Source organism: Bacillus sp. GbtcB10 (genome assembly GCF_019091365.1).
GTDB lineage: Bacteria > Bacillota > Bacilli > Bacillales > Bacillaceae > Bacillus > Bacillus altitudinis.
In genome coordinates, this window is sequence record NZ_JAGXJP010000004.1 from 1 (window position 1) to 17,412 (window position 17,412).

The 17,412-nt window shown below is 39.4% G+C and carries 22 protein-coding genes and 1 tRNA gene; 15 read left to right on the top strand and 8 right to left on the bottom strand.

The window, feature by feature from the left end; all coding sequences use genetic code 11:
- The first annotated feature begins 1 nt into the window (after window position 1).
- The 6 genes from KVT11_RS14840 (at window position 2) to tsaD (ending at window position 3,962) form a co-directional block, all read left to right on the top strand.
- Window positions 2-72: transfer RNA gene (locus KVT11_RS14840), tRNA-Asp, on the top strand.
- Window positions 73-350: 278 nt separating this feature from the next.
- Entirely contained in the window at window positions 351-1,328 is a 978-nt protein-coding gene (gene thiL, locus KVT11_RS14845; RefSeq protein ID WP_116307505.1) for a thiamine-phosphate kinase, read from the top strand.
- Window positions 1,329-1,340: 12 nt separating this feature from the next.
- The gene (gene tsaE / locus KVT11_RS14850) at window positions 1,341-1,817 is read left to right on the top strand and encodes a tRNA (adenosine(37)-N6)-threonylcarbamoyltransferase complex ATPase subunit type 1 TsaE (protein ID WP_017359859.1); all 477 of its coding nucleotides are present in this window, start codon (window positions 1,341-1,343) and stop codon (window positions 1,815-1,817) included.
- Entirely contained in the window at window positions 1,798-2,487 is a 690-nt protein-coding gene (gene tsaB, locus KVT11_RS14855) for a tRNA (adenosine(37)-N6)-threonylcarbamoyltransferase complex dimerization subunit type 1 TsaB (protein WP_035391507.1), read from the top strand. The genes tsaE and tsaB overlap by 20 nt, the downstream gene beginning before the upstream one ends.
- A gap of 25 nt (window positions 2,488-2,512) precedes the next feature.
- Entirely contained in the window at window positions 2,513-2,941 is a 429-nt protein-coding gene (gene rimI, locus KVT11_RS14860; protein ID WP_008344382.1) for a ribosomal protein S18-alanine N-acetyltransferase, read from the top strand.
- Window positions 2,934-3,962, top strand: coding sequence for a tRNA (adenosine(37)-N6)-threonylcarbamoyltransferase complex transferase subunit TsaD (gene tsaD, locus KVT11_RS14865; RefSeq protein WP_017366705.1), 1,029 nt, complete (start codon window positions 2,934-2,936; stop codon window positions 3,960-3,962). Before rimI ends, tsaD begins: the two co-directional genes overlap by 8 nt.
- A 266-nt stretch (window positions 3,963-4,228) precedes the next feature.
- Here tsaD and KVT11_RS14870 read toward each other — a convergent pair whose 3' ends face one another.
- Window positions 4,229-6,151, bottom strand: a complete 1,923-nt coding sequence (locus KVT11_RS14870) for an ABC-F family ATP-binding cassette domain-containing protein (RefSeq protein WP_058214263.1) — start codon at window positions 6,149-6,151, stop codon at window positions 4,229-4,231.
- Window positions 6,152-6,289: 138 nt separating this feature from the next.
- Here KVT11_RS14870 and moaC point away from each other — a divergent pair, with 138 nt between their 5' ends.
- The 4 genes from moaC to tatC are packed head-to-tail and all read left to right on the top strand — an operon-like array spanning window position 6,290 to window position 8,428.
- On the top strand, window positions 6,290-6,781 hold the full coding sequence (gene moaC / locus KVT11_RS14875; protein WP_026050052.1) for a cyclic pyranopterin monophosphate synthase MoaC: 492 nt from the start codon (window positions 6,290-6,292) through the stop codon (window positions 6,779-6,781).
- A 15-nt stretch (window positions 6,782-6,796) separates the two neighbouring features.
- Complete coding sequence (locus KVT11_RS14880) at window positions 6,797-7,450, top strand: redox-sensing transcriptional repressor Rex (protein WP_008355687.1); 654 nt, start codon at window positions 6,797-6,799, stop codon at window positions 7,448-7,450.
- Window positions 7,451-7,477: 27 nt separating this feature from the next.
- On the top strand, window positions 7,478-7,657 hold the full coding sequence (locus tag KVT11_RS14885) for a twin-arginine translocase TatA/TatE family subunit (RefSeq protein ID WP_008344374.1): 180 nt from the start codon (window positions 7,478-7,480) through the stop codon (window positions 7,655-7,657).
- 6 nt (window positions 7,658-7,663) lie between these two features.
- The gene (gene tatC, locus KVT11_RS14890; protein WP_096881072.1) at window positions 7,664-8,428 is read left to right on the top strand and encodes a twin-arginine translocase subunit TatC; all 765 of its coding nucleotides are present in this window, start codon (window positions 7,664-7,666) and stop codon (window positions 8,426-8,428) included.
- A 39-nt stretch (window positions 8,429-8,467) separates the two neighbouring features.
- On the opposite strand, the gene KVT11_RS14895 is transcribed toward tatC, so the two are convergent.
- From KVT11_RS14895 to KVT11_RS14905, 3 genes are read right to left on the bottom strand one after another with little or no spacing between them, the layout of a single operon-like run.
- Entirely contained in the window at window positions 8,468-9,094 is a 627-nt protein-coding gene (locus tag KVT11_RS14895) for an NUDIX hydrolase (protein WP_116307507.1), read from the bottom strand.
- Window positions 9,095-9,151: 57 nt separating this feature from the next.
- Entirely contained in the window at window positions 9,152-9,346 is a 195-nt protein-coding gene (locus KVT11_RS14900; RefSeq protein ID WP_017366710.1) for a YdiK family protein, read from the bottom strand.
- A complete protein-coding gene (locus KVT11_RS14905; protein WP_116307510.1) occupies window positions 9,343-10,077 on the bottom strand; it encodes a CPBP family intramembrane glutamic endopeptidase in 735 nt (244 codons plus the stop codon). Before KVT11_RS14905 ends, KVT11_RS14900 begins: the two co-directional genes overlap by 4 nt.
- A 229-nt stretch (window positions 10,078-10,306) precedes the next feature.
- On the opposite strand from KVT11_RS14905, the gene groES reads away from it, so the two are divergent.
- Window positions 10,307-10,591 carry a co-chaperone GroES gene (groES, locus tag KVT11_RS14910; RefSeq protein WP_003214120.1) on the top strand — a complete coding sequence of 95 codons (285 nt, stop codon included), beginning with the start codon at window positions 10,307-10,309 and terminating at the stop codon, window positions 10,589-10,591.
- 56 nt (window positions 10,592-10,647) lie between these two features.
- Complete coding sequence (gene groL, locus KVT11_RS14915) at window positions 10,648-12,282, top strand: chaperonin GroEL (protein ID WP_007496015.1); 1,635 nt, start codon at window positions 10,648-10,650, stop codon at window positions 12,280-12,282.
- Between the two features lie 76 nt (window positions 12,283-12,358).
- Here the strand turns inward: groL and KVT11_RS14920 are convergent, their stop codons facing one another.
- The 4 genes from KVT11_RS14920 to KVT11_RS14935 form a co-directional block, all read right to left on the bottom strand.
- Window positions 12,359-13,567, bottom strand: coding sequence for a site-specific integrase (locus tag KVT11_RS14920; protein WP_217609019.1), 1,209 nt, complete (start codon window positions 13,565-13,567; stop codon window positions 12,359-12,361).
- 13 nt (window positions 13,568-13,580) lie between these two features.
- Window positions 13,581-14,060 (bottom strand): ImmA/IrrE family metallo-endopeptidase, encoded by a 480-nt coding sequence (locus tag KVT11_RS14925; protein WP_254636499.1) that lies wholly within the window; start codon window positions 14,058-14,060, stop codon window positions 13,581-13,583.
- Between the two features lie 477 nt (window positions 14,061-14,537).
- Entirely contained in the window at window positions 14,538-15,116 is a 579-nt protein-coding gene (locus KVT11_RS14930; protein WP_025207051.1) for a PH domain-containing protein, read from the bottom strand.
- A 487-nt stretch (window positions 15,117-15,603) separates the two neighbouring features.
- Window positions 15,604-15,975 carry a helix-turn-helix domain-containing protein gene (locus KVT11_RS14935; protein WP_217609020.1) on the bottom strand — a complete coding sequence of 124 codons (372 nt, stop codon included), beginning with the start codon at window positions 15,973-15,975 and terminating at the stop codon, window positions 15,604-15,606.
- Window positions 15,976-16,127: 152 nt separating this feature from the next.
- Here KVT11_RS14935 and KVT11_RS14940 point away from each other — a divergent pair, with 152 nt between their 5' ends.
- The 3 genes from KVT11_RS14940 to KVT11_RS14950 are packed head-to-tail and all read left to right on the top strand — an operon-like array spanning window position 16,128 to window position 17,406.
- Window positions 16,128-16,346: a helix-turn-helix transcriptional regulator gene (locus KVT11_RS14940; RefSeq protein WP_217609021.1), complete on the top strand. Its 219-nt coding sequence runs from the start codon at window positions 16,128-16,130 to the stop codon at window positions 16,344-16,346.
- 11 nt (window positions 16,347-16,357) lie between these two features.
- Entirely contained in the window at window positions 16,358-16,663 is a 306-nt protein-coding gene (locus KVT11_RS14945) for a DNA-binding protein (protein WP_135010002.1), read from the top strand.
- Complete coding sequence (locus KVT11_RS14950; RefSeq protein ID WP_217609022.1) at window positions 16,660-17,406, top strand: Rha family transcriptional regulator; 747 nt, start codon at window positions 16,660-16,662, stop codon at window positions 17,404-17,406. The genes KVT11_RS14945 and KVT11_RS14950 overlap by 4 nt, the downstream gene beginning before the upstream one ends.
- Window positions 17,407-17,412 lie beyond the last annotated feature (6 nt).

Here is a 17,412-nt window from a genome sequence, read left to right on the forward strand (position 1 = left end):
GGTAGTTCAGTTGGTTAGAATGCCTGCCTGTCACGCAGGAGGTCGCGGGTTCGAGTCCCGTCCGGACCGCCATTTTTATGACTTGTAAACGAAAACGTATAGTTTCGTTTTTTTTTATGTCTTTTTCTTTCAATAAGTATCCTAGATGCAATGAAACTCCTTGTGTTTGGCTACACTAAATGTGATAAGAAAAGATCATGACTTCAACAAACATCGCCTGGTTTTTTTATACCAGGCTTTCTTTATATCGTTTTTAGTTGGAACCGAGGCTCATATTCGCTACACTAATACTAACTGTGTCTGACATCATGTTTGCTCAATCAGTTGATTGTATGAAGGGGCTGTCTTTTATGGATGAATTTGATCTTATTCGCCGAATTACACCAAAAGAAACGCATCAGCGTTCTTTGATCATGGGCATCGGTGATGATGCTAGTGTTTATCAACCTCATTCACATTGTGAAGAGGTCGTTTGTGTTGATACAATGGTAGAGCATGTCCATTTTCGATTTGATTTTTCCACACCCTTTGAGGTTGGATTTAAAGCGCTGGCAGTGAATATCAGTGATATCGCAGCCATGGGAGGAACCCCTAAGTATTATCTTGTATCAATTGCGATCCCGCCTCATGGGGATGAAGCAATTGTCGCAGCTTTTTACGAGGGAATGAAAGCATTGGCTGACACATATCATATGGATTTAATCGGTGGAGATACAGTAGCCACCCGCAGTGACTTTGTCATCACAGTAACGGTCATTGGTGAGATTCCAAAGGGAACAGCCTGTTACCGTCATAGTGCTCAGACAGGAGACGTTGTCTTTGTCACAGGTGAACTAGGTTCATCAGCTGCTGGGCTATCCCTTTTAATGAATGAAGTAAATGCTGAACATTCGATTGACACTGCTTTTTTTCTAGAGCGACACAAAATGCCGCAGCCGCATATTGCTGCTGGCCTTATTTGTTCAAGCTTCCCCCGGGTGACCTTGAATGATGTGAGTGACGGATTAGCGAGTGAGTTAAACGAAATAGCGGAAGCCAGTCGTGTGACGATTGAAATTGAAGCTGATCAGCTCCCAAAACATCCACATCTACCGTTGTTACATAAAGAGTGGCTTGAATGGGTCTTGTTCGGTGGAGAGGATTTTGTCTTAACTGGTACGATCCCTGAAACGGATTGGAAGCGATTTGAGACGCAATGTAAAAAAGAACACATTCAGGTCATGCGTATTGGACAAGTCAAAGATGATCGAGCGTCCAGCGTTATTTTAAAAGACCATGATCAACAAACAATTTTAATGAAAAAAGGATATAATCATTTTAAGAAATGAGGTGACTCCACCATGAAGTTAACGTGGACAACAAAAGGTGCGGATGAGACGAAACGAATTGCTGCTGCCTTGGCTACACTTGTGATGCCTGGCGATGTCTTAACATTAGAAGGAGACTTAGGTGCAGGTAAAACGACTTTTTCAAAAGGTTTTGCAGAAGGCTTAGGTATTACCCGTATCGTCAACAGCCCTACTTTTACAATTATTAAAGAATATACGGATGGCAGACTGCCACTTTATCATATGGATGTGTATCGTATGGAAGATGCGGAAGAAGATATTGGACTGGGCGAATATTTTGAGGGGGAAGGTGTGTGTTTGGTTGAATGGGCACATCTCATTGAACCTCAATTGCCTTCATCGTATTTAAAAATTGAAATGCTGAGAACAGAACGTGAAGAAGAACGTCATCTCACGTTTTATGCAAAAGGGGAGCGTTATGAGGCCCTTTGTAAGGAGATGAAAAACATTGACCATACTGGCAATTGATACGTCAAACCATACACTCGGAATAGCTCTTATCCGTGATGACACTGTGGTTGGGGAAAGTATTACGTACTTAAAGAAGAATCATTCAGTACGTGCAATGCCGACAGTTGAAGCACTGATGAAAGAATGCGGCGTAGCACCGAGCGAATTAAGCAAAATTGTTGTAGCCAAAGGGCCCGGTTCTTACACTGGCGTTAGAATCGGTGTGACCATTGCAAAAACACTTGCTTGGACGCTGTCTATTCCGATAGCTGCTGTTTCAAGTTTAGAAACGCTGGCGGCAAATGCTCGATATTTTGATGGAATGATTTCTCCTATATTTGATGCAAGAAGAGGACAAGTTTATACAGGGTTATATACATTTGAAGGTGGAAAGATAAAAGAAGTGAAACCAGATCAAAATATCCTGCTCACTGATTGGCTTCAAGAGCTGAAAAAGGAAGGGAACCCTGTTTTATTTCTTGGACATGATGTGCATCTTCATCAAGAGAATATACTCTCCATACTTGGAGAAACCGCCGTTTTAGCAGACGAGGCATTTCACAACCCAAGACCTTCAGTGCTCGCATTTTTGGGGGCAGACCGCCCTGCTGAAGATGTCCATCAGCTTGTTCCTAATTATATTCGTTTGGCAGAAGCGGAAGTGAAATGGCTTGAAGGACAAAAATAATCTCAACACAGTAGAGATGCGAAGAATGACAGTAGAGGACATCCCAGAGGTATATACGATTGAAGTGCATTCATTTACAGCGCCTTGGAAAAAAGAGTCGTTTGTCTATGAAATTCTCCATAACCAATACAGCCATTATTTCCTCATTGAAGAAGATGGTCAGCCTGTTGGGTATTGCGGCGTTTGGATTGTCATGGATGATGCACAAATTACGAATATTGCGATTCTCCCTGAGCACCGGGGAAAAGGATACGGGGAAGCGCTGCTTCGATATGTCATGGAATTTTGCAAAGAAAAAAAGACAGATCATCTTTCACTAGAAGTGCGGGTATCAAATACGCCAGCACAATCCCTTTATGAAAAGCTAGGTTTTAAACCAGCTTCTATTCGAAAGAATTATTATACGGATAACGGGGAAGATGCATTAGTCATGTGGGTGAAGATAAATGAGTGAAAAAAAAGATCGATTCATATTAGGTATAGAAACAAGCTGTGACGAAACAGCTGCGTCCATTGTGAAAAATGGGAAAGAGATCGTAGCGAATGTTGTCGCCTCACAAATAGAAAGCCATAAACGATTTGGCGGCGTGGTACCAGAAATCGCTTCAAGGCATCATGTGGAACAAATGACGATCGTATTAGAAGAAGTCATGACGCAGGCCAATATGACCTTTCAGGATTTAGATGCCATTGCTGTGACAGAAGGTCCAGGCTTAGTTGGTGCACTTTTGATAGGTGTCAATGCAGCCAAAGCACTGAGTTTCGCACATCAAATTCCGCTTGTAGGTGTTCATCATATTGCTGGACACATTTATGCGAACCAGCTCGTTGGTGAACTGGTGTTTCCTTGTTTAGCTCTAGTCGTCTCTGGTGGGCATACTGAGCTTGTTTTGATGAAAGAGCATGGGTCTTTTGAGGTTATTGGTGAAACGTTGGATGATGCGGCTGGAGAAGCGTATGACAAAGTAGCTCGGACAATGGGTCTGCCATATCCAGGGGGACCTCACATTGATCGATTGGCACATGAAGGGGAGCCAACGATTAAGCTTCCTCGAGCATGGCTTGAAGAAGGATCCTATCATTTTAGCTTTAGCGGTTTAAAATCAGCGGTCATCAACACATTACACAATGCGTCTCAAAAGGGTGAAACCATTGCGCCAGAGGATTTGGCTGCAAGTTTCCAAGAAAGCGTGATTGAGGTGCTGGTTGGAAAGACATTAAAAGCGGCTGAATCGTATGGTGTGAAACAAGTCGTTCTAGCTGGCGGGGTTGCTGCCAATAAAGGTCTTAGAGAAGCCCTTACTTCAGCATTTGCGAAGCTACCTGAAGTGAATGTCATGATTCCGCCATTGTCTCTTTGTACAGACAATGCAGCCATGATTGCTGCTGCGGGAACCATTGCATTTGAAAAGGGAATAAGAGGCGACATGGCAATGAACGGTCAACCTGGACTGCCGCTTGTCTCCTATGAATAAGAACTCCTGTGGATACAGGAGTTTTTTCTATTGAAATGAAAGCGATTTATTCACATGTAAACGTTATATATCCACAATTGTTAGAAAATTCTTTTTAAAATGAAGAGAATGTGTATAAATGTGATCTTTTATGTGGATATGTGATTAAAATACTGTGGATAAAGTGGATAACTTTAAAATATTTAAGAATAATCAAGATGTTATTGTGGGTATCATTGTGGATAAAGATTCTCACCTTAAAAAAAGAGCACCCGTTAGGGCACTCTTTATGCATCTGATAGATCTTCCCATTCCGCAAAAAGTGATTCCATCTCTTGATTGAGCGCATCATTTTCTGTTTGAATGGCTTGTACTTTCTCGTGATCTTGGAAAATAGCAGGATCACATAGAAGCTCTTCGTTTTCACCGAGCTTGTCTTCGATGACAGCGATACGCTCTTCAATTTCTCCAATTCGGCGCTGCTTTTGTCTTTCTTTCTTTTTGAGTTCTTTCTCTTCTGCATAGGAAAGTTTTGCTGTTTCTACTGGTTTTTCTGCTTGTTTTTTATGCGTCTCCTGAGTTTGGAGTGCTTCAAGCTCTAATTGTTCGTTTTTCTTTTCAAGATAATAGTCGTAGTCACCAAGGTATTCTTTTGTTTCATTTGGTGACAACTCGAGAACTTTTGTTGCCAAGCGATTGATAAAGTAACGGTCATGCGAAACAAACAAGATGGTGCCTGGATAATCAATTAGTGCATTCTCTAATATTTCCTTACTGTCTAAATCAAGATGGTTCGTCGGTTCATCGAGAATGAGGAAATTGGCTTTTTGGAGCATCAGCTTTGCCAGCGCAAGTCGTGCTTTTTCTCCACCACTTAAAGCATGGACAGGCTTTAAGACGTCATCACCTGAAAAAAGGAAGTTTCCTAAACAAGTCCGAATGTCTTTTTCAGTCATATGGGGATAATCATCCCAAAGTTCATTTAACACTTTTTTGGAGGATGTCAGCTTGGCTTGTTCCTGATCATAGTAGCCAATCGTCACATGAGAACCAAAGCTGATCTCGCCTTTTACTGGTTTTAACGTATCCGTTAAGGTTTTTAAAAGAGTTGATTTCCCGATACCGTTAGGACCGATGAGTGCCACGCTATCCTCACGTTTAATATGAAAAGAGAGGGAGGAGAGGAGCGGCGTTTTTTTATCATAACTAATATCGAGATCATGCACCTTCAGCACGTCATTTCCGCTTTGCCTCATAATATCGAAATGGAAGTTTGCGGATTTTTCATCTCCTAGCGGCTTATCTAAACGATCCATTCGTTCCAGCTGTTTCCGCCTACTTTGAGCACGCTTTGTGGTGGAGGCTCTTGCTAAGTTGCGATCCACGAAATCTTGAAGCTTCGAAATTTCTTCTTGTTGTTTTTCATACAGCTTCATATCACGCTCTAGCTGCTCAGCTTTTTGGTCAAGATACTTACTATAGTTCCCAGCGAACTTTTTCATCGCTGTTCTTGAGACTTCATATACATGGTTCACTACTTTGTCTAAGAAGTATCGGTCATGGGAAACGATGAGGATGGCTCCTGTATAATTTTGCAAATACTGCTCAAGCCATGATAAGGTATCAATATCTAGATGGTTGGTTGGCTCATCCAAAATCAAGAGTTCTGGTTTCATTAATAATAGCTTTCCAAGCGCTAGACGTGTTTTCTGACCGCCGCTTAAGGATTGGACGGTTGTATGGTCTTCAAAATGACTAAAGCCGAGTCCGTGTAAAATGGAGCGGACATCCGCTTCATATTGATAGCCGCCTTGATCTTTAAAAGCTTGCTGCAGTCTGTCATAGGTTTTCATTAGAGAATCTAATTCTGTTCCTGTGGAAGAAGCCATTTTCTCTTCTATGGTTCTCATCTCTTGTTCCATTTCTTTTAAATGATCGAAAACGGATAGTAGTTCGTCTTTTAGCGTACGTGTAGACGTCACATCTGTATGTTGTGCTAGATATCCAATGGATAGGTCTTTCGGTTTGATGATCTCACCTTGTTCGTAAGACATTTGACCGGCAATGATTTTTAAAAGCGTGGATTTTCCTGCACCGTTACGACCGACAATGGCAATACGATCCCTCGCTTTGACTTCCAATTTTATATTCGTTAAAACGGTATCAGCGCCAAACGATTTGGACAGCTGATTCACTTGTAGAATCATCATGTAACTTCACCTCTGCTATAATATGTTAAGTGTAGCTTATCAGCAGTAAACCGGCAAATCTTACATACGGCTGCCATGGTCAAATGAAAGACAGATAGGAAAAAATAGTGTATGATTTGAGTGAGGGAGCGTTGAAAGATGAGTCAATTTAGCCACTTTAACGAACAAGGAAGAGCAAAGATGGTCGACATTAGTGACAAATCGTCTACAGTGAGAACTGCCGTTGCTGTTTCAAGCGTTCGTATGATAAAAGAAGTATTTCATCAAATACAAAAGCATGACATTGGAAAAGGGGATGTACTATCTGTCGCACAGGTAGCTGGCATTATGGCAGCAAAGCAAACGTCCAGCATCATTCCAATGTGTCATCCGCTTGCATTAAAAGGTGTCGATATCTCCTTTGATTGGGAGGAAGACGGAAATGCGTACATTCTGAACATACAAGTACAGGTGAAAACAAAAGGAAGTACGGGTGTGGAGATGGAAGCGCTCACTTCTGCCTCAGTATGTGCACTGACCGTTTATGACATGTGCAAAGCAATAGACAAAGGGATGATCATCGGCCCGACCTATCTAGTAGAAAAAACAGGCGGGAAAAACGGTGATTTTCACAGAGCATCTGATATTTAAGTTGGAGGATCTTATATGAATATAGACCAGTCAAAAATTCCACAAGCGACAGCCAAACGTTTGCCGCTTTACTACCGTTTTTTAAAAAATCTGCATGCATCAGGAAAACAAAGGGTGTCATCGGCAGAGCTTAGTGATGCAGTCAAAGTGGATTCTGCCACGATTCGCCGAGATTTTTCTTACTTTGGTGCACTTGGGAAGAAAGGGTATGGCTATAATGTCGATTACCTCTTGACCTTCTTTAGAAAGACCCTTGACCAAGATGAAATGACGAATGTCATGCTCATCGGTGTCGGGAATTTAGGGACTGCTTTTTTACACTATAATTTCATTAAAAATAATAATACAAAAATTTCAATGGCTTTTGACGTCAATGAGAGTAAAATAGGAAGTGAGATAGGCGGCGTGCCTGTCTATGATTTGGATAAGCTTGAAGAGCATGTGCAAGAGGTAGGAGATATTCCTGTTGCGATTTTGACAGTGCCTGCCGTAGCAGCTCAATCCATTACAGATCGTTTGATTGCCCTTGGCATCAAAGGAATCCTTAACTTTACGCCGGCTCGATTGAATGTGCCGGAACACATTCGAATTCATCATATAGATTTGGCGGTTGAACTTCAGTCTCTTGTGTATTTCTTAAAGCATTATTCTGTTACACAGGAGGACTGACGAAAAGGGGTAAAGGGGGTGGAGCAAATGGGTCCGATCGGTCCTGGAAGTTTGGTTCTGATTGCGGTTGTTGCGCTCATTATTTTTGGGCCGAAAAAGCTTCCTGAATTAGGAAGAGCAGCAGGAGATACATTACGTGAATTCAAAAATGCCACAAAAGGTTTAGCTGATGATCAGGAAGAAAAAAAGAAAAAAGAAGATCAGTAGAATAGGATGAGCTTCATGAATGTCAAAGATATGCCGCTTATGGAGCATATTGTGGAACTGCGAAAACGTTTAGTGATCATTGCGATGTTTTTTGTCACCTTTATGGTGGCAGGTTTTTTTCTCGCTAAGCCGGTCATTGTGTATTTACAAAATACCGATGAAGCGGCCACACTGACATTGAACGCATTTAAGCTCACAGATCCACTGTACGTGTTTATGCAGTTCGCTTTTGTCATCGCTCTTGTTTTGACGTGTCCCGTGATTTTATATCAGCTTTGGGCGTTTGTGAGTCCTGGCTTATATGAAAAAGAAAGAAAGGTGACACTTGCTTATATTCCGATTGCACTGCTTTTATTTTTGAGCGGTGTGGCTTTCTCTTATTTTATTTTGTTTCCATTTGTCGTCGATTTTATGATACGGATGTCAAATGATTTACATGTGGAGCAAGTGATTGGGATTCATGAGTATTTTACATTTCTGATGCAGTTAACACTTCCATTTGGCTTTTTGTTTCAGATGCCTGTCGTGTTGATGTTTCTCACAAGACTTGGCATCATCACACCGATGTTTTTATCAAAGATACGGAAGTATGCCTATTTTGTCCTCCTTGTCATTGCCGCACTGATTACACCGCCAGAGCTCGTTTCTCACCTCATGGTTACCTTGCCAATGCTCGTTTTGTATGAAGTGAGTATTGTCATTTCAAGAGTGACCTATCGCAAAATGCAGCAAACAGAGACAGAGGAGAAAGAAAATGATGTTGTCTCATAAAAAAGCATCGTGATCCTAATAGGGGTCACGATGCTTTTTCTATTGTGAAAGAAATTGATTGATTGCTTGAAAGAGATGCTCATAATAGGCAGGTTCATGCGGGACAAAATCATGTACATGGACCTCTCTCTTTTCCTCACGTCGCTTGCCGTCTGCATCCACTTCAAAGCCCTCGATATTCATTTTTTCGCATTCTCTATTTAAAAGCTGCTTTGCATCCATCAGCCTTGCTCTATAAAGTCCAGCAACTTCTTCTTTCTGTAGATGGACATCCATGTGCTCTTTTTGATCCATATAAAGATACACATGGCAAAACTCACGATCGGTAAACGAAGGCAGATGGATTTCATCTTTAATGACACCAGCAAAGGTAAGGTTTTCAAACGAGATGGAGAGACCAAGCTCTTCTTCGACTTCTCTGATGCCATCAGAAGGCTGTTCATCTGCGAGAAGGTGGCCTGCTGCTGTGATATCAAATAGAGAAGGGAAATCCTTTTTGGCGGAACTCCTCAGCTGAAAATAGAGAAACACTGTGTCATCTTCCTTTTTTAAAAGCCAGAAATGAAAGGTTTCATGCCAAAGGCCCTCAGCATGGATATCAGATCGAGCGGCTGTACCAATCGTTTCATGCTGATTGTTCATGATGTTCAGTTTTTCGTGTTCCATGAAAACATGACCTCCATAAAAAAACCATTTTCCAAACGGCGGAAAATGGTTTTTGGTTTATTTTTGCTGTTGTTTTTTCATTTTGACAGAAAAAGCAAACATTTTTAACGCGATATTAATATTATAGGCCGCAAACACCATCAGCAAAATGCTGTAAAATGACCACATGTCACCTGGATTTTGAATGGCCATATAGGTGAACGCCACACCTACGGCAAAATAAATAATGCCCCATACGACAGGGTTTCTCATGAGAAAAAGCCTCCAATAATCATTTGCATTGTTTGAGATTGTTCTTCAATCATTTTTCTTACTGGCTCAATCTGCACAAGAATGACGAGCGAGTTCATCAGCATGTGTGCGCCGATTGGCACAATGATTCGTTTTGTTTTCGCATATAAAAAGGCAAATGTAAAGCCCATTGCGGTATAGAGCAAGATATGTGGGAAATCATTGTGTACAGCAGCAAAAACCACTGAACTGACAAGTGCGCCAATGAAAAAATTCGTTTTTTCATAAACGACACCAAAAATGATTTTTCGAAAAATGATTTCTTCTAATATCGGTCCAATCAGAGCGATGACGATGACAAGCCATGGAACTGCATCCATAATGGCTAAAATGTTTTGAGTATTTTCGGATTCTCGGCTAATGCCAAATGCATATTGTTCAATCGCCCCCGCAATGGATTGTGCAAAGAGGGAAAGAAAGAAACCGCCAATGATCCAAGCGATTGACGCGCCGACTGAAGCCGGTGCTTCATTTCGGAGTGAAGCTTTTGGTACAGTCCGAAGGATGAGCAGAATAATGATTAGTCCAATACAGAAGCTAATGATTGTCCAGGTTCCTGACAATTCAGAGAGCTCTGCTTGTGTCATCGGTGTCTGAATGTAACCTAACCATTTCATAACGAACACATAAGGAATCGCAGAAACCTGCACCAATATATACGTTAAGATGATGTACCAATATTGTTTTTTCAAGTAACGAAAACCCCTTTACTAAAAGAACTAGATTTATTGTAACACAAGTCTTCTTTTTCGTTGAAAAGGAAAGAATCGGTGATAAAAAAAGATCATGAAAGCGTAAAAATTTTTAAAGGTTTTTACTTGAAATTACAGAAGACATTCTTTATTATAATAAATGTGTTAGCACTCGCTAGTGATGAGTGCTAAAAAAGACTACATATAAAAATTGAGGAGGTTGTTTCTTATGTTAAAGCCATTAGGCGATCGCGTAATCATTGAACTCGTTGAATCTGAGGAAAAAACCGCTAGCGGTATTGTCTTACCGGATTCTGCAAAAGAAAAACCGCAAGAAGGTAAAATTGTTGCAGCAGGTTCAGGTCGTGTACTTGAAAGTGGTGAGCGCGTTGCGTTAGAAGTAAACACAGGCGACCGCATTATCTTCTCAAAATATGCAGGCACTGAAGTGAAATATGAAGGAAAAGAATATTTAATCCTTCGTGAAAGCGACATTTTAGCTGTTATTGGTTAATCAAATAAACAAAGATTGAGATATATTTCTAAAAAGACTGAGGAGGTTTCGTTATTATGGCAAAAGATATTAAGTTCAGTGAAGAAGCACGTCGTGCGATGTTACGTGGTGTAGATGCACTTGCAGATGCTGTAAAAGTAACTTTAGGACCTAAAGGACGTAACGTGGTTCTTGAGAAAAAATTCGGTTCTCCACTTATCACAAATGATGGTGTAACGATTGCAAAAGAAATCGAATTAGAAGATGCATTTGAAAACATGGGTGCAAAACTTGTGGCTGAAGTTGCAAGTAAAACAAACGATGTAGCTGGTGACGGTACTACTACTGCAACGGTTCTAGCTCAAGCGATGATCCGTGAAGGTCTTAAAAACGTAACAGCTGGTGCAAACCCTGTTGGTGTTCGTAAAGGAATCGAAGAAGCAGTAAAAGTAGCACTTGAAGGCTTGCATGAGATTTCTAAACCAATCGAAGGTAAAGAATCAATTGCTCAAGTTGCGTCTATTTCTGCAGCAGATGAAGAAGTCGGTAGCCTCATTGCTGAAGCGATGGAGCGTGTAGGAAACGACGGCGTCATCACAATTGAAGAATCTAAAGGTTTCACAACTGAGCTTGAAGTGGTTGAAGGAATGCAGTTTGACCGTGGTTATGCTTCACCATACATGGTAACTGATTCTGATAAGATGGAAGCGGTTCTTGAAAATCCTTACATCTTAATCACTGATAAAAAGATCACAAACATTCAAGAAATCCTTCCTGTACTTGAGCAAGTCGTACAACAAGGAAAACCATTATTGATCATTGCTGAAGATGTAGAAGGCGAAGCACTTGCAACACTTGTTGTGAACAAACTTCGTGGAACATTCAACGCAGTGGCAGTAAAAGCACCTGGATTCGGTGACCGTCGTAAAGCAATGCTTGAAGACATCTCTGTTCTAACTGGCGGAGAATTAATCACAGAAGACCTAGGACTTGACCTGAAATCAACTGAAATTGGTCAGCTTGGCCGTGCGTCTAAAGTGGTTGTGACAAAAGAAAACACAACGATCGTAGAAGGATCAGGAGATTCTGCTCAAATCGCAGCACGTGTGAACCAAATTCGTGCACAAGTAGAAGAAACAACTTCTGAATTCGATAAAGAAAAATTACAAGAACGTCTTGCAAAACTAGCTGGCGGCGTTGCTGTCATCAAAGTTGGTGCTGCAACTGAAACAGAACTAAAAGAACGTAAACTACGCATCGAGGATGCACTGAACTCAACTCGTGCAGCAGTTGAAGAAGGTATCGTATCCGGTGGTGGTACAGCACTTGTGAATGTATACAACAAAGTCGCTTCCATCGAAGCTGATGGTGACGTTCAAACAGGTGTGAACATCGTTCTACGTTCTCTTGAAGAGCCAATTCGTCAAATCGCTCACAACGCAGGTCTTGAAGGATCAGTCATCGTTGAGCGCTTGAAAAACGAAGAAATTGGCGTAGGCTTTAACGCAGCAACAAACGAATGGGTAAACATGATCGAAAAAGGAATCGTTGACCCAACAAAAGTCACTCGCTCTGCACTTCAAAACGCAGCTTCTGTAGCAGCTATGCTTCTTACAACTGAAGCAGTCGTAGCAGACAAACCAGAAGAAGGCGGCTCAGGCGGCGGAATGCCGGATATGGGCGGCATGGGCGGAATGGGTGGAATGATGTAAACACCCCCGAAAACCCCTTGAAATATAGGGGTTTTTGTTTTGTCTTTATAAAAATGGTCACAATTTGGTCACGGAGCTATGAAGATTGGATTTTTAGAGAGAGATCATTTACAAATGAATTGAACTTTTCTGATGTTCTTTCTCTCACTTTTTTTGTAGTGTGTAAATAAACTCTACGAGTAATATCATCATTCCCGTGACCAAGTATTTTTTGAATTTCTTCAAGTGGTACATTTGCTTCTGCGGCCAATGAAGTAAATGTATGCCTAAATGTATGTTGAGTTATTTTTTTGTTTAGATCCATTCTTTTTAAAATTCGCCTCATACGTGTATCGAATTTCTTTATGTTTTCTGGATGTCCATCTGCTCGTGCGAAAATAAAGTCTTCATCACTAAACGTTCTGCCATTCGCAAAGGCGATCTTTGCTTGTTTCAGTTTAAGTCGTTTAAGTAGAGCGGCCAGAAAGTCAGACAGAGGAACTTCTCTTATAGCTGCAGGTGTCTTTGGTGTTAAAAGCTGATAGTCACTTGCTTTATTAGAAGGGCAGAACAATGTTTTGGTTATCCTTAATGTCTTGGTTTCGTTCTCCAGGTCTAAGTCTTTCCATTTTGCTGCAAGTCTTTCTCCAGCTCTAGTACCTGTAAAAGCAGCCGTACAAAAATATTCAAAGTCGAGAAGAAGCCCATGCTTCTCAGTTAGATCAAGAAATTTTACAAGCTCATCACCTTCCAAGAAGTTTTCAACTTCATTTGTAGATTCTATTTGTTCAACCGTGACTTGTGGTTTTTGAGGTTTTGCAAATTCAGTCGGGCTTTTTAAAATAATATCTTCTTGCCGAGCATATTTGAAAATCATGCTTGCGGTGGTGTGAATGCCGCTTACTGTATTAAATGAATATTCTTTGGAATTTAGGTAATCTAAAAAATCCTGATAAACAGCACGATTAATATCTTTTATTTTCATATGACCGAAATAATCGACAAGATGGTCTATTTCACTTTTTCTTGCTCGAAGTGTACTGATTTTAACTGTTTTCTGATACTCTCTGTACCAGAGTTTCTGCAAATCAGAAAATAGTATTTTCTCTTTATCCAATACTAATCCAGAAGACAATTTTGATTTCAGCTGTGAATATGCTTCTTCTGCTTCTTTTTTAGTTTTGAATCCTCTTCGTTTAATTTGTCTGCGCTTGCCAGTCCTCGGATCATGGCCATCATCCATTACAAAATACCATGTATAACCTTTAGCAGCCTTTTTTGATTTTTCTTTTTTGTAAGCAACCATTAAAATTCTCCTCTCAATAATATTTGATTTTATTGTAATACAGGCACAGCCTGCGTTTTGCAAATTCACAAGTAACTTTGAAAATATCGGCGACAAGCAACGCTGCTTTGTTTTGATCAGCGGGAAGGCTTAAATTTTTCAGCATGAATGTCGGAATGCAGAAATGATATGAAAAATAATTAGCCTTGTATTCTTGGTATTGCTTCCATTGAAGTGGCATTGCGGCATTGTTGCCACCTTCAATCAAAATGTGCCACAGCTCATGCGCCAGTTCGCATCTTTGTTGAAATGGATCTGATCTACTATCAATGCTTACAACATAGACACCGCATATCTCAGTCATACAGGTTCGTTTTTCATGTTGCACGATGAAAATGTTCATTTTTCGGCATAGTTCAATTAGTTCTAAGTCTGATGGAGAAGTAATCTGTTTACCCCTTAAAAAGCTCTCGATCCAGTCTTCTAAATGGCTTTGAGTATAAGTGTTTAACATGTGAAGCATCCCCTCCAAATTTACTGCATTAACACTGGATAAAAGTATGGTTTAGAATACATTAATTGAGGCTAACGACTTATTTTTTAAGTGAAAAAAGAACGTGTGTTCTGTTTTTTGTTCTAAAAAATAGCCCAGCGTTTAAGGGCTTATTCAGCTTTTTTTAAATCTATGTCCTTAAAAAAGAAAACTGCTGTAAAACTAATGACTATGATAAGAAGCACAATATTTTCTTTTAAATCTGGCCTATATAGGTATTGATGGTAAATCCAAAATCCTCCACCGATAAGCAGGAAGAAAAATTGAAGAAAGAAACCAATCAAATAACATTCTCCTATCATAAAGTATATTACCTAATCAGAAGCCAGTATTTGTATCAATTCAATGATATTAGAAATAATTAGGTATTTCAATACAATTTTTGAACACATGTTCTTATGGAAATTTAAATTAAAAGCCCAAAAGATAGGGCTGTATTCAAATTCCTAAAAGCTGTTTCTTTTTTAGTGTGAATTCTTCATCAGTTAAAATGCCTTCTTCTTTGAGTGCTGCGTACTTTCTTATCTCTTCAATAATAAAATCGGTGTTCTCCTCAGGCGCCACAACATTTTCTTGCTTAATTTCATCACTTGAAGACTGTTTTTTTACCTTTGAGGCATTTTCTTTCATCTTCTTTATATAAGCAACGAAAGTATCAGGATCACCTTCCATTATTCCAGATAATTCAACGTATTCATTAGAAGTATTAAAAGAGAATTTGTATCCTGTCCATGATTTCTTAGGGACAGACACATGAGTGACATCATTATAGTCCCAAGAATTAATCGAGCTCGTTTTGTCAATAAAAATCAGTCTTTTTTTTGTGGCTATTAAGAGGCCAATTTCACCGAATTTAGAAAAACTGCTGCTGCCAGATACGATTTCCATAATTGTTTCATTTGTCTGATTTAACAAAGCGTTCGCTGTATGATAGAGATTAATAAAGTTCCTTGAAGCATTTTTCTTTTTTTTCAAAGTGGGATTATAAATCTTTTCATCTCTAAAAATAAAAGCCAATTTTTACACCTCTCACTCATAATCATTACTGTAAAAATTACAGCACAACCTTCAGTTGAGAAAAAATGATTGTAGACTCTACTGTAATTTTTACAGTTGAATGGTCGTTCAATTGTAGGTATTACTGTAATTTTTACAGTTGAACAGTTATTCAACTGAAGACTTTACTGTAATTTTTACAGTATTAATTAAACTAAATAATAATAATAAATAAAAAGATTTTAAAAAATATCACACTCTAATCTGTATTGCAAGAGTTTTTTTGGAAAAATACATATATAATCTAAATTTATTAAAAACTCCGTATTTGCCTTCTCAGACATTTTTGTACCATGCGGGTATATTTGGTCTAAATACTTACTAAAATCTCTCAAATACTCCGAAAAGGATGTTTAAATGGATTTATTTACTTATCCAAAACTTTCTTTTTCTCTTCATCTTTTATTTCTAATCTGACTTGCAAAACTTTTGTTTAATAAGAACACAATTAACCCTTATTTTTTTTCTCAAGGTGTTCTTTGATGATCTTTTCAAGACCGTCAATTTGTTTTAAAGCATTCACTAAAATTTCATCTTTTTCATCATCTTCAAAGTCATGTCCGTCAATGGCAGCATATCGAGTGTCAGGTCTTTTATTTATTTCACTTGCTAATTCTTTATAGTGTTCTTCGCCTCTTAATAAATAATCAACTGAAACCTCAAAGAAATCAGCAATCTTAAGTAAAGTGTCATAATCTGGTTGGCGATGACCTCTTTCATAGTTTGCATAAGTACCTCTATGAATACCGATTTTTTCCGCCATTTGTTCTTGTGTTAATTTTTTGTTTTTTCTTAGTTGTATCAAGCGGTCCTTAAACATACTAACACCTCATTTCAAAATCATTATAACGTGTCAAAATGAAACAAATAAAGTTTTGTGTCAAAAAGACGAAAAAACCATTGACATTGTTTCTTAATGACGATATTATTAAGTCAAATGATTCGATAAGAAACAATTTGGAGGTGAGGAAATTGAGACATTGGCTTATTGAATTACGTGCTAACAGAAGCCAAGAAAGTACTGCAAAATCTATTGGTATCTCAAGAGGAGCATATGCCAATATTGAATTAGGGAAAAGAAACCCTTCTGTTACTCTTGCAAAAAGAATCGGTGATACCTTGAATTTTGATTGGACTCTTTTTTTTGAAGAAGAAGTCGTCGAAACGAAACAAAAAACAAACACCGCATAGGAGGTTTTAACATGTTAAACATTGACCGTGAAGCCTTTAAGGAAATGTTTAGAGAAATCATTGCGGATGAAGTCGCAAAGGCGATGCAGGATTTTAGAACAACTCAACTGCCGCCAATGCTAACGAAAAAACAGCTTATGGAACTATTCAACATTAAAGATACAAAGGCTTCACAGCTGTTGAACCGTGAAGACTTTCCGGTATTTAGAGAAGCAGGTCTATTGATTCCAACACACTTGCTTTTCAAGTGGATTGAAAACAACACCCGCTGGATCAACGAAAACACAGATTACTTCAAGAAAGGAGTTACAGCATGAGCAAACTCGTTTTCATTGAAGGTAACCAAGCTGTTACGGATAGCCTGACGATCTCAAGAGTTTTTGATAAAAGACATGACTTTGTTTTACGAGACATCGAGGTCCAAATCGAGAAGTTGAAACAAGCTGGTGAAACAGATTTTTCACTCCTCAACTTTGAGGAGTCAACTTACGAGAATGAACGAAAGCGAAAATACCGCAAATTCAACCTAACAGAAGATGCCTTTGCTCTAGTGGCGATGTCTTATACAACACCGTCAGCAATGAAAATGAAAATCCGGTTTATCAATGAATTTAAGAAAATGAAAAACTACATCCAAGAAATGAATGCCCCTTCTTACATGATCGAAGATCCAGTAAGCCGTGCAAAGCGATGGATCGCCGAACAAGAAGAGAAGCAGCAGTTACAACGAACACTACAAATTCAAGAACCGCTTGTAAACTTCGCTGAAAGCTGTATGGCCTCAGAAAAGTCACTATTAGTTCGTGAGGTTGCAAAACTGGCATCAAAGCAAGGCATCATCATAGGTGAAAGAAAACTATTCCAAAAACTGCGTGATTGGAAAATGATTTTCAGCCAAAAGAACGAGCCTTATCAAGAGTATGTAAACCGTGGTTACTTCGAGATTGCTCAAGGTGTCCGAGAAGTAAACGGGTCATCGAAAGCATGGCTCACTATGAAGATTACACCAAAGGGACAAGCTTACATCATCAACCGTTTGAAAAAGCAGCAGGCCAGCTGAGCCTGT